Genomic DNA, 13,197 nt, shown 5'->3' on the forward strand with positions numbered 1-13,197 from the left:
GGCATGCGTCTAGACCCCGGAAGCTTTGCGACCGTAGTCGCCGAACGGCTCGTCGCGATGACGCACCGCCTCACGAAAACCGTGCTCGACGGCGTCGGCGACGAACGCGTGGCCTTCCGGCGTGTGCCGGGCGATGCCGTCGAACACGGTGCTTACCATTCTGCTGGTTGCCACACCCTGTTGCAGCAGAGCCGAATTCAGCGCGAGTTTCACCATGATCAGTTGGTTGACCGGCAGCGCGGCGATGCGCTGCACCAGTCGCTCGGTTCGCTCGTCAAGCTCATCGGGTTCCGGCGCCTCCACCGCCAAACCCCATTCGGCGGCCTGCTTGCCGGTGATGCAATCCCCGGTCAGCAGAAGGCGTTTGGCGCGCTGGTCGCCCAGGCGGTGCGCCCACAACCCGGCCGCGGGCACTCCCCACACCCGGGTCGGCGGGTATCCGATTTTGGCGTCAGCGGCGGCGATCACCTGGTCGGCGTGCAGGGCGATGTCGGTGCCGCCGGCCACACAGTAGCCGTGGATCTTGACCACGGTCGGCTTGTCGGCGTGCATCAGGGCCGAGAACCCGCGCACGAATCGGCTCATCATCTGGTAGTCGATCATCGGGTCCCAGGGCTGGTTGGGCAGGTGGTTGATCGCCTGCGTCTTGCCGTCGAGGACGGTGCCCCTGTATGCGCTGCCCCCGCCGGCTGAGGCTGTCCGGTCGGCGTAAGCGCTCAAATCGAAGCCCGCGCAAAACCCTTCACCGCGGCCGGACACCAAGATGACGTGCACGTTGGGATCCAGGTCGGCCCGCTCGACCAGTGCCGACAGCTCTAGCGGGGTGTCGGCGATGATTGCGTTGCCCTTTTCCGGCCGGTTGAAGGTGATCCGCGCAACCCGGCCGGTGACCTCGTAGGTCATCGTCTTGAGGTTGTCGAAATCGACCGGCCTGATCGCGTGAGTCATCCCTTGACCAGCGCCCTCTCAAGGATCGGCGCCAGGTCCAGCCCCGTGGGCAGCGTGCCGAATGCCCTGCCCCAACGGCCGTCGAGGCGGGTGGCCAGAAACGCCTCGGCAACGGCCGGATGTCCGTGGCGCACCAACAGCGAGGCCTGCAGCGCGAGGCTGATGTGTTCGGCGACGCTGCGGGCGCGGTACTGGATGGTGTCGTAGTCGGCGAGCTGCGGCTTGAGCCGTTCGACGTGGGCGTCCAGCCGCGCGTCCTGCCCGGCGGTCTTGGCCAGCTCGGCGAACAGCACGTCGACGCATTCGGGTCGGGTTGCCATGGCGCGCAGGGTATCCAGGGCACTGACGTTACCGGAGCCTTCCCAGATGCCCATCAACGGCGCCTCGCGGTACAGCCGCGGCATGCCCGAGTCTTCGATGTAGCCGTTGCCGCCTAGGCATTCCATCGCTTCCGCGGCATGCGGGGTGGCCTGCTTGCACACCCAGTACTTACTTGCGGCCAATCCGATGCGGCGCAGCAGCGCTTCGGTTTCATCGCCGCGCACCGCGTTGTCGGTGGCGCCGGCCATCCGCATCGCCACGATGGTGGCTGCTTCGGCTTCGATAGCCAAGTCCGCCAAGACATTTCGCATTAGCGGCTGGTCGATGAGGTAGGCACCGAATGCCTTACGGTGTTGAGCATGGTGAATCGCCTGGGTGACACCGGTGCGCATGCTAGTCGCGCTGGCCAGTGTGCAGTCCAGCCGGGTCAGGTTGACCATCTCGATGATGGTCGGCACGCCGCGGCCCTCCTCGCCGACCAGCCACGCGACCGCCCCGTCGTACTCCACTTCGCTGGAGGCGTTAGCGTGGTTGCCGAGCTTGTTTTTGAGCCGCTGCAACAACATTCGGTTGCGACTGCCGTCGGGCAGCACTCGGGGCAGCAAAAAGCACGACAGCCCGCCCGGCGCCTGGGCGAGCACCAAGAAGATGTCACACATCGGCGCCGAGGTGAACCACTTGTGGCCGGTCAGGCTATAGCTGCCGTCGGCGTTGCGGGTGGCGTGGGTGGTGCCGGCCCGCACGTCTGAGCCGCCCTGCTTTTCGGTCATCGACATGCCCGCAGTGATACCGGCTTTCGCCGTCGGCACTTTGAGTTCCGGATCGTATTCACGGCTGGTTAGCAGCGGCTCGTAGACAGCGGCCAGCTCCGGATTGTTGCGCAACGCGGGGACGACCGCGTAGGTCATCGAAATCGGGCACATGTGGCCGGGTTCGACGGTCCACACGCCGGTCTTGGCGGCGCGAACCACGTGCGCGCCCGGCCGGGGGTCCGCCCAGGGTGCGGCATGCAGGCCGTGTCGGATCGCGGTGCGCATCAACTCGTGGTAGGCGGGGTCGTATTCCACTTCGTCGATGCGGTTCCCGCAGCGGTCGTGGGTGTGCAGGATGGGCCGGTTGCGATCGGCGAGCTCACCCCAGCGTTGCGCTTGCTTGGAACCCGCGATCGCGCCGAGGTCGGTGACCTCGTCGAGGCCCCACTGTCCGCCCTCGCGGATCAGTGCCTCGATGAGCACCGGGGAAGACGCCGGGTTGTGGTTCTCCAGCGGCGGAACCTGGTTGGTGACGACATGGGTGTCTGGCATGCGTTCAGTGTTACATTCTTGCGACAACTGCACAAGAGACGTAACACCCGTCATCGGCTGTGGGCGGCGAAAAACTGCCAGAACGTTTGGGTGGCGAACGGCGGCCACTGGTGCCCACCCCCGTCGACGGTGATCAGGACCACGCTGCGGCCGTCCGGGCAATCGGCGCTCGACGTAGTCAGCGCTCCGCTGGTGTTGACGGCTGGCGCCGCGCACTGGTCGACGTTGCGCCAGAACGCATTGACGTCCGCAACCGGCGGACCGTTGATGCGCGCGACACCGTCGCCCTCCCCGCCGCCGTAGCGGATGCGGGTATCGGCCGTGCCGTGGATGTGCATGACGGACGTGGGATGCGGGGAGCGGCAGGCATCCAGTTGCGTCGCCGAATCCGGGCCGACGGCAGCGAAGATCGCGGTGTTGCACGCCAGCCGGTAGGCCATGATGCCGCCGTTGCTGATACCGGTGGCATAGACGCGCGCCGAGTCGATGCCGACCTTCTTGGCCACGTCGTCGACCGCGGCCGTGATGAAGCCGACATCGTCGACGCCCTCGCGCGCCGGGCGCCCACAGCAGCCGCCGCCAGCGTTCCAGGCGCGGGCCACCCCGTCGGGATAGGCCACCACGAATTTCGCGGCGTCGGCCAATTGGTCCCAGCCATAGGATCTTTCGGCCTGTTCCGCGCTGCCGAAACCGCCGTGCAGCATGACGACCAGCGGGGCCGACACCGGCAAACCGGCGGGCTTGTACACCCGATATGACCGCGCGAGACCGCTGACGTCAAGCGAGTGCACGCTGGTGCCCTCGGGATACTCCGGTGTCGCCCCCGTCGGCGACACCGAACACGCCGACACGGCGGCGAGCACACCGATCAGCGCCGCGAGCCGGGCGACCATGACCGCCTAGCCGACGCGGTCGCGGAGGAAGGCGATGTCGTCTTTGCGGCCCTCGTCAGCCGTCTCGCAGACGACGGGGGCATCGGCCGCCGCGACCACCGCGATCAACAATTCGGGATCGATCTGGCCGGCGCCGATGTTGGCGTGACGGTCCGCGCCCGAGCCCGCGGCGTCCCGCGAGTCGTTGCAGTGCACCAGGTCAATGCGGCCGGTGATGGTCTTGATGCGGTCGACGGCGTCGATCAGCGCCTCGCCCGCCGCCCACGCGTGGCAGGTGTCGAGGCAAAAGCCGATGCCGGTGTCGCCGATGTGGTCCCAGAGCCGGGCGATCGTCTCGAAGTGGCGGGCCATCGCGTGCTCGCCGCCGGCGGTGTTTTCCAGGTACACCGGTACGTCGGTTTCCAGCCGCTCCATCGTCTTGCGCCACCGCTCGCAGCCGGCCTGGATGTCGTTGTCGTCGGCGTGGCCGCCGTGCACGATCACCGCAGCTGCACCAATGTCGGCGGCGGCGTCGCAGGTGTCTTGAAGGATCTTGCGCGACGGGATGCGCACCCGATTGTTGGCCGACGCGACGTTGATCAGATACGGCGCGTGCACGTACACGGGCAGGCTTGCCGCCCTCAACCGAGGGGCGTCGTCGCGCGGCTTCGGCTTTTTCCAACTCTGCGGGTTGCCCAGGAAGATCTGTACGAGGTCGGCGCCTTCTGCTTCGGCGGCGGCGAGGGGATCCTGGGGGCTGACGTGCGATCCGATGAGCACGTCGGCCAGTCTAGTGGGTCACCCTCTTTCCGCGAGCAGCCGCAGAATCGCACGCTTCGGTGGCCGCACATGCGATTCTGCGTCTGCTCAGCTGACCAAGCGAGGCCTCAGCAACTGGCCGGTGATCCGCTCAACGAGCCCGATCGGATCATCCCGGATGTCGTCGACCGTCACCGGAATGGTGGTCCAGCCGCATTCCTGTAGTCGGGCGGTTTTCAGCCGGTCATGCAGCAGGGCATCACGGCCCACGTGCCATTCGACACTGTCGTATTCGGCGACGACCATCGCTTCGGGCCAGGCGAAGTCCACACGCCAGAGTCGGCCGTAGTGGTCCACAATGCTGTACTGCAGCTCCGGCATGGGTAATCCGCCGTCGATAAACACCAGTCGCGCCTCACTCTCCATCGGGGACTCGGCGCGACCATCGGCGTAGCCGATCAATTCGCGAACCTTGACGATGCCGCGACGGCCTTTCTGTTCATCGATAACGGCATGCAATTCGCCTGCAGTACAAGCGCCTACATGCAGAGCAGCGTCGAGCGTCGCCAGCGCCCGCGGGCGTCGCAAGGCCCGCGCGACTTCTATCGCCGTCCATGCCGGCGCCGTCGCCAGTCGGCCTTCAACTCGTCGAAGTGGCGCGCCAATTCGCTGATGCACCATAAGTCCCCTTGTCGGCCGCATTCGTCGGCCCGGGTCGAGAACGTGGACACGTAGGGTGGTCTCGGTATCGAAGCCGTACAACGCTGCGGCTGTCCCCATGCAGGCCACCGCAGGACGGCCCATGAAAACGTCGAGTGCCTGTAAGCGGCCTAGCAGGTCAGGTTGGGCTGCAGCGTAGATGCCATACCACACGCGGATGAGACCGCCATTCCTCACCTGGACGTCGAGTTCCTGACGGGTCATCACCGTGAGCAACCGGGCCGTCGTCGCGAAGCCGCCGCCCTCTTCCAGAACGGCTATCGCATCGGCGTGCACATCGGAAGCATGGGCGGGTTACGCGGCGTTGGCTAGCCACCCCTGGGGATGGCGCGCGAGCAGACGCAGAATCGCATCGCGAAGGCACCTTGCGTGCGATTCTGCGTCTGCTCGCGCCAGTTAGCGGTAGTCGCCGTAACCGTAGTCGTCCAGCGGGACCGCGGCACCGGTGGCCTGGCCGAAGTCCGGGCTGTAGTACTGGTCCTCGTACGACGGGATCGTGTACGCCGCGGCCCGGGCCTCCTCGGTCGGCTGCACCTGGATGTTGCGGTAGCGGGCGATTCCGGTACCGGCCGGGATCAGCTTGCCGATGATCACGTTCTCCTTCAGACCGTTGAGCTTGTCGCTGCGGCAGTTGATCGCCGCATCGGTCAACACTCGCGTGGTCTCCTGGAACGACGCCGCCGACAGCCACGAGTCGGTGGCCAGCGACGCCTTGGTGATCCCCATCAACACCGGACGGCCGGCGGCGGGCTCGCCGCCCTCGGCCACCACCCGTCGGTTCTCGGCCTCGAACTCGGCCCGGTCGATCAGCGAACCGGGCAGGAACTCCGTCGAGCCCGAGTCGATGATCGTCACCCGGCGCAGCATCTGGCGCACGATCACTTCGATGTGCTTGTCGTGGATCGACACGCCCTGCGCCCGGTAGACCTGCTGGACCTCCTTGACCAGGTGGATCTGCACCTCGCGCGGGCCCTGCACCCGCAGCACCTCGTGCGGGTCGGCCGAGCCTTCCATCAGCTGCTGGCCCACCTCCACGTGGTCGCCGTCGGCGAGCACCCGTTCGGTGCCGTCTTCGTGCTTGAAGACCCGCAGCCGCTGGCGCTTGGAGAGCTTGTCGTACACCACTTCCTCGCCGCCGTCGTCGGGGACGATGGTGATCTTGTAGAAGCGGTCGCCCTCCTCCAGCCGCACCCGTCCGCTGACGTCGGCGATCGGCGCCTTGCCGCGCGGAATCCGGGCCTCGAACAGCTCCTGCACCCGCGGCAGACCGCTGACGATGTCCTCACCGACACCACCCTGGTGGAACGTGCGCATAGTCAGCTGCGTGCCCGGCTCACCGATCGACTGCGCAGCAACGATTCCCACCGCCTCGCCGATGTCGACGAGCTTGCCGGTTGCCATGGACCGCCCGTAGCAGGTCGCGCACACACCCATGCCGGTCGCGCACGTCAGCACCGAGCGCACCTTCACCGACGTGATGCCCGCCGCCAACAGCGCCTCGATCTCCGGGTCGCCCAGGTCGCGACCGCGCTCGACGATGACGTTGCCGTCTTTGTCGACCGCGTCGACGCCCAATGTGCGCGCGTACGCCGAGGTCTCGATGAACGGGTCGCGGATAAGTGTGCCGTCGGGCTGCCGCTCGGCCAGCTCAACGGTGATCCCGCGCTCGGTGCCGCAGTCCGCCTCGCGGACGATGACATCCTGGCTCACGTCCACCAGCCGGCGAGTCAAATACCCAGAGTCGGCGGTCCGCAATGCTGTGTCGGCCAAGCCTTTCCGCGCGCCGTGGGTGTTGATGAAGTACTCCAACACGGTCAGGCCCTCACGGAACGACGACTTGATCGGGCGCGGAATGAACTCACCCTTCGGGTTGGTCACCAATCCCTTCATCCCCGCCAGCGTGCGGGTCTGGGTGAAGTTACCGGTGGCACCGGACTCGACGATCGTGATGATCGGGTTGTCGTCCGGGTAGTGCTCGCGCAGCGCCTGACCCACCTCGTCGGTGGCTTCCTTCCAGATCTCCACCAGCGCCTCGTTGCGCTCGTCGTGGTTCAAAGCGCCTCGCTGGAACTGCTTTTCGACCTTGTCGGCCCGCTCCTCGTAGGCGTCGAGGATCTCCTGCTTGTTCGGCGGCACCAGCACGTCGGCCATCGACACCGTCACACCGGATCGCGTGGCCCAGTAGAAGCCGGCGTCCTTGAGCTTGTCGACGGTCTGGGCGACCACGATCATCGGGTAGCGCTCGGCCAGGTCGTTGATGATGGTGGCCTGCACCTTCTTGTGCATCTGCTTGTTGACGAAGGGGTAACCCATCGGCAGCAGTTCATTGAACATCACCCGGCCCAGCGTGGTCTCCGCCATCCAGGAATCCCCTGGGCGCCAACCGTTTCGGCCGAACAGCTCGTCCTCGACTTCGATGGGCGGGCGCAGCTGGCTCAACCGCACCTTGATCTTGGCCCGCACGCTCAAAGCGCCGCGGTCCATCGCCATGATCGCCTCGGCTGGCGAGCTGTACACGCCACGCTCGGGCGAATCCTTGGTGGCGGGCTGGTATTCGCCGACGTCGCCGGGCACCTCGGTGGTCAGGTAGTACAACCCGGTCACCATGTCCAGCCGCGGCATGGCCAGCGGACGGCCCGACGCCGGCGACAGGATGTTGTTGCTCGACAGCATCAGGATGCGGGCCTCGGCCTGCGCCTCGGCGCTCAACGGCAGGTGCACCGCCATCTGATCACCGTCGAAGTCGGCGTTGAACGCCTCACACACCAGCGGGTGCAGCTGAATCGCCTTGCCTTCGATCAGCATTGGCTCGAAAGCCTGGATGCCCAGCCGGTGCAGGGTCGGTGCGCGGTTCAACAGCACCGGGTGCTCGGCGATGACCTCTTCGAGCACATCCCACACTTGCGGGCGCTGACGCTCCACCATCCGCTTGGCACTCTTGATGTTTTGCGCGTGGTTGAGATCGACCAGCCGCTTCATCACGAACGGCTTGAACAGCTCGAGTGCCATCAGCTTGGGCAGGCCGCACTGGTGCAGTTTGAGCTGCGGGCCGACCACGATCACCGAGCGGCCCGAGTAGTCGACGCGCTTGCCGAGCAGGTTCTGACGGAACCGGCCCTGCTTGCCCTTGAGCAGATCACTCAAAGACTTCAGCGGGCGGTTACCCGGCCCGGTGACCGGGCGGCCGCGGCGGCCGTTGTCGAACAGCGCGTCCACCGACTCCTGCAGCATCCGCTTCTCGTTGTTGACGATGATCTCGGGGGCGCCGAGATCGATCAGCCGCTTGAGGCGGTTGTTGCGGTTGATCACCCGCCGGTACAGGTCGTTGAGATCCGACGTGGCGAACCGGCCACCGTCGAGCTGCACCATCGGCCGCAGTTCCGGCGGGATCACCGGCACTGCGTCGAGCACCATGCCCATCGGCGAGTTGGACGACTGCTGGAACGCAGCCACCACCTTCAACCGCTTGAGAGCGCGAAGCTTCTTCTGCCCCTTGCCGTTTCGGATAACCTCGCGCAGCGCCTCGGCTTCGGCGTCGATGTCGAAGTTCTCGATGAGCTTCTGGATCGCCTCCGCACCCATGGCGCCGGTGAAGTACTCGCCGTAGCGGTCGACCAGTTCGCGGTAGAGGTTCTCGTCGACGATGAGTTGCTTGGGGGCCAGCTTGGTGAAGGTGTCCCAGATCTCCTGCAGCCGGTCCAGCTCACGCTGCGCGCGGTCGCGGATCTGGCGCATCTCCCGCTCGCCGCCGTCGCGAACCTTGCGCCGCGCATCGGCTTTGGCACCCTCGGCCTCCAGCTGGGCCAGGTCGGCTTCCAGCTTCTGGGCACGCGCCTCCAGCTCGGCGTCGCGCTGGTCCTCGATCTGCTTGCGCTCGGTGGCCATCTCGGCTTCGAGCGTGGACAGCTCGTTGTGGCGCAGCTCCTCGTCGACGTCGGTGATGACATACGCCGCGAAGTAGATGATCTTCTCCAGATCCTTGGGCGCCAAATCGAGCAGATACCCCAGCCGCGAAGGCACGCCCTTGAAGTACCAGATGTGGGTGACCGGTGCGGCCAGCTCAATGTGGCCCATCCGCTCGCGGCGCACCTTGGCGCGGGTGACCTCCACTCCGCAGCGCTCACAGATGATGCCCTTGAAGCGGACACGCTTGTATTTGCCGCAATAGCACTCCCAGTCGCGAGTCGGTCCGAAGATCTTCTCGCAGAACAGGCCGTCCTTCTCCGGTTTGAGCGTGCGGTAGTTGATGGTCTCCGGCTTCTTGACCTCGCCGTACGACCATTGCCTGATGTCGTCCGCGGTGGCCAGGCCGATGCGGAGTTCATCGAAGAAGTTGACGTCGAGCACGTAACTCCCTTTCCCCTTTTCGGGACTAGTAACTATTAAGCAAGGTCCTCAACAGAGGCGGATTCGTTGCGGGACAAGTTGATTCCCAAGTTGGCCGCCGCGCGTTCCAGGTCCTCGTCTTCGCCTTCACGCAACTCGATGGCCGCACCATCGGACGACAGCACCTCGACGTTGAGGCACAGCGACTGCAGCTCTTTGAGCAGCACCTTGAACGACTCGGGAATGCCCGGCTCGGGGATGTTCTCGCCCTTGACGATCGCCTCGTACACCTTGACCCGCCCGACGGTGTCGTCGGACTTGATCGTCAGCAGCTCCTGCAGCGTGTAGGCCGCGCCGTAGGCCTGCATGGCCCAGCACTCCATCTCGCCGAAGCGCTGGCCACCGAACTGCGCCTTACCGCCCAGCGGCTGCTGGGTGATCATCGAGTACGGGCCGGTGGAGCGGGCGTGGATCTTGTCGTCGACCAGGTGGTGCAGCTTCATGATGTACATGTAGCCGACCGTCACCGGGTACGGGAACGGCTCACCGGAGCGCCCGTCGAACAGTGTCGCCTTGCCGTCGCCGTCGACCAGCACGTCACCGTCGCGGTTGGGCAGCGTGCACGACAGCAACCCCTGCAGCTCCTCCTCGCGAGCGCCGTCGAACACCGGGGTTGCGACGATCTTGTTCGGCTCGGCCTCCAGCAGCTCCTCGGGCAGCCGAGAGGCCCAGTCCGGCACCCCCTTGGAGGTGTCGATCTTCCAGCCGCTGTGGGCGCACCAACCCAGGTGGGTCTCCAAGATCTGGCCGATGTTCATCCGTCGCGGCACCCCATGGGTATTGAGGATGATGTCCACCGGGGTGCCGTCCGGCAGGAACGGCATGTCCTCGACCGGCAGAATCTTGCCGATCACGCCCTTGTTGCCGTGCCGGCCGGCCAGCTTGTCGCCGTCGGAGATCTTGCGTTTCTGCGCCACGTAGACGCGGACCAGCTCGTTGACCCCGGCCGGCAGCTCGTCGTCGTCCTCGCGGGAGAACACCCGGATGCCGATGACCTTGCCGGACTCGCCGTGCGGCACCTTCAACGAAGTGTCGCGGACCTCGCGGGCCTTCTCGCCGAAGATTGCCCGCAGCAGCCGCTCCTCCGGGGTCAGCTCGGTCTCCCCCTTCGGGGTGACCTTGCCGACCAAGATGTCGCCGTCGCGGACCTCGGCGCCGATGCGCACGATGCCACGCTCGTCGAGGTCGGCCAGCACCTCATCGGAGACGTTGGGGATGTCGCGGGTGATCTCCTCGGCACCCAGCTTGGTGTCGCGGGCGTCGATCTCGTGTTCCTCGATGTGGATCGAGGTGAGGATGTCCTCCTCGACGAGCCGGTTGGAGATGATGATCGCGTCCTCGTAGTTGTGCCCCTCCCACGGCATGATCGCGACCAGAAGGTTCTTGCCCAGCGCCATCTCGCCGTGTTCGGTGCACGGGCCGTCGGCGATCACCTGCCCGGCCTCCACCCGGTCCCCGGCGTCGACGATCGGGCGCTGGTTGGCGCAGGTGCCATGGTTGGACCGGGCGAACTTGCGTAGCCGGTAGGTGTGGCGGGTGCCGTCGTCGGTCATCACCGTGATGTAGTCGGCCGACACCTCCTCGACGACACCGCTGTCGTCGGCGACCACGACGTCGCCGGCGTCGATCGCAGCGCGCAATTCCATCCCGGTGCCCACCAGCGGTGCCTCGCTACGCACCAACGGAACGGCCTGGCGCTGCATGTTCGCGCCCATCAACGCGCGGTTGGCGTCGTCGTGCTCGAGGAACGGGATCATCGCGGTGGCCACCGACACCATCTGGCGCGGCGAGACGTCCATGTAGTCCACCTCGGAGGAGGACACGTACTCGACCTCCCCACCCTTGCGGCGCACCAGCACCCGCGGCTCGGTGAAGCGGCCATCCTCGTCGATCGGCGAGTTGGCCTGCGCCACCACATGGCGGTCCTCCTCGTCGGCGGTCAGGTACACGATCTCGTCGGTGACCACGCCGTTGACCACCTTGCGGTAAGGCGTCTCAATGAACCCGTACGGGTTGACCCGCGCGTACACCGACAGCGAGCCGATCAAACCGATGTTCGGGCCCTCCGGGGTTTCGATCGGGCACATCCGGCCGTAGTGGCTCGAGTGCACGTCACGGACCTCCAGCCCGGCCCGCTCGCGCGACAGACCGCCCGGACCAAGCGCCGAGAGCCGCCGCTTGTGGGTGAGCCCCGACAGCGGGTTGTTCTGATCCATGAACTGCGAGAGCTGGCTGGTGCCGAAGAACTCCTTGATCGCGGCCACCACGGGGCGGATGTTGATCAAGGTCTGCGGGGTGATCGCCTCGACGTCCTGAGTGGTCATCCGCTCGCGGACCACCCGCTCCATCCTCGACATGCCGACCCGGATCTGGTTTTGGATCAGCTCGCCGACCGTGCGCAGCCGCCGGTTGCCGAAGTGGTCGATGTCGTCGGTCTCCACCGGCACCTCGACGCCACCGGGGACCTTCATCGTGGCGTGCCCCTCGTGCAAGCGCACCAGGTATTCGATGGTGGCGACGACGTCCTCTTCGGTCAGGGTCGTGGTGGTTGGCGCATTCTCGGTGTTCAGCCCGAGTTTCTTGTTGACCTTGTAGCGGCCCACCCGGGCCAGGTCGTAGCGCTTCTCCTTGAAGAACAGGTTCTCCAGCAGGGTCTGCGCCGACTCCTTGGTCGGCGGTTCGCCCGGCCGCAGCTTGCGGTAGATGTCCAGCAACGCGTCGTCGCTGCCGACGGTGTTGTCCTTCTCCAGCGTCGACATCATGATCTCGGAGAAGCCGAACCGCTCGGTGATCTGTTCGTTGGTCCAGCCCAGCGCCTTGAGCAACACAGTGACCGGCTGGCGGCGCTTGCGGTCGATGCGCACGCCGACCGTGTCGCGCTTGTCCACGTCGAACTCCAGCCACGCGCCGCGGCTGGGAATCACCTTGACCGAGTGCAGCGTCTTCTCGGTCGACTTGTCGATGGTCTCGTCGAAGTACACCCCGGGCGAGCGCACCAGCTGGCTGACCACGACCCGCTCGGTCCCGTTGATGATGAACGTGCCCTTTTCGGTCATCATCGGGAAGTCGCCCATGAACACCGTCTGGCTCTTGATCTCGCCGGTGTTGTTGTTGATGAACTCCGCGGTGACGAACAGCGGGGCCGCAAACGTCATGTCCTTGTCTTTGCACTCGTCGACGGGGGCTTTGACCTCGTCGAAGCGAGGGTCGGAGAAGGACAGCGACATCGAGCCGGAGAAGTCCTCGATCGGCGAGAGTTCCTCGAGCACCTCTTCCAGGCCACCGACCGGGTTGGCTTCACCGCGCGCAATAGCGGCCTCACGCCAGCGCGGTGATCCGATCAGCCAATCGAACGAGTCGATCTGCACGTCGAGCAGACCGGGAACCTCGAGCGGTTCACGCAGCTTGGCGAAAGAGATTCGGTTGGGTGCTCCGGGGACGGAGTTGTACGACGAAATTTGAGTACCTGAGGGGTTTTTCTTGCTCTGGCGGGAGACTGCCAAGATGCATCCTTCCAGCACCTCGTGCGGCTCGCCGGTGATGGACCCGTTCGCCGCGGTAACTATTTGGTCGGCTGGCGAACGATCTGTCCAGATCTCACGCACACAACTAGGCGGCTGAGCCAGAAATCGGGGCTCAGGCTAGGACCACGGTGTCAGGTGGTGGGTGAGATGGGCAGGAAGCAGCCAGCGCAACGTCCAACCTTAGCGCAGGACGGCGCATTCCTCAACTACCGTGCACGAACCATATCGACGTATCGGGCGCTGGCTGGCGTCTCGACCGATCGTGCACGCATGCTGCCCAACAGACTGACCCGTTTGCGCCCGTCCGTCAAGTGGTGACGCGCCAAGTTGTCGTGAAGTTGTCGAGCACCGTTCCTTCCGGAC

Annotated in this window: 7 protein-coding genes; all 7 read right to left on the bottom strand. The window is 65.7% G+C overall.

Going from position 1 to position 13,197, the window contains the following annotated elements; translation table 11 throughout:
* Window positions 1-9: 9 nt before the first annotated feature.
* A complete protein-coding gene (locus tag MYXE_RS19320) occupies window positions 10-948 on the bottom strand; it encodes a crotonase/enoyl-CoA hydratase family protein (RefSeq protein ID WP_003923342.1) in 939 nt (312 codons plus the stop codon).
* Complete coding sequence (locus tag MYXE_RS19325; protein WP_003923341.1) at window positions 945-2,573, bottom strand: acyl-CoA dehydrogenase family protein; 1,629 nt, start codon at window positions 2,571-2,573, stop codon at window positions 945-947. The genes MYXE_RS19320 and MYXE_RS19325 overlap by 4 nt, the downstream gene beginning before the upstream one ends.
* Window positions 2,574-2,623: 50 nt before the next feature.
* A complete protein-coding gene (locus MYXE_RS19330) occupies window positions 2,624-3,466 on the bottom strand; it encodes a CE1 family esterase (RefSeq protein WP_085198164.1) in 843 nt (280 codons plus the stop codon).
* A gap of 6 nt (window positions 3,467-3,472) precedes the next feature.
* Complete coding sequence (locus tag MYXE_RS19335; RefSeq protein ID WP_003923339.1) at window positions 3,473-4,225, bottom strand: deoxyribonuclease IV; 753 nt, start codon at window positions 4,223-4,225, stop codon at window positions 3,473-3,475.
* A gap of 87 nt (window positions 4,226-4,312) precedes the next feature.
* Entirely contained in the window at window positions 4,313-5,200 is an 888-nt protein-coding gene (locus tag MYXE_RS19340) for a hypothetical protein (RefSeq protein WP_085198161.1), read from the bottom strand.
* 120 nt (window positions 5,201-5,320) lie between these two features.
* Window positions 5,321-9,271 (bottom strand): DNA-directed RNA polymerase subunit beta', encoded by a 3,951-nt coding sequence (locus MYXE_RS19345; protein WP_085198158.1) that lies wholly within the window; start codon window positions 9,269-9,271, stop codon window positions 5,321-5,323.
* A 35-nt stretch (window positions 9,272-9,306) separates the two neighbouring features.
* Window positions 9,307-12,813, bottom strand: coding sequence for a DNA-directed RNA polymerase subunit beta (rpoB, locus tag MYXE_RS19350; protein WP_003923336.1), 3,507 nt, complete (start codon window positions 12,811-12,813; stop codon window positions 9,307-9,309).
* Between the last annotated feature and the right edge of the window lie 384 nt (window positions 12,814-13,197).

The sequence above is a fragment of the Mycobacterium xenopi genome, assembly GCF_009936235.1.
Lineage (GTDB): Bacteria > Actinomycetota > Actinomycetes > Mycobacteriales > Mycobacteriaceae > Mycobacterium > Mycobacterium xenopi.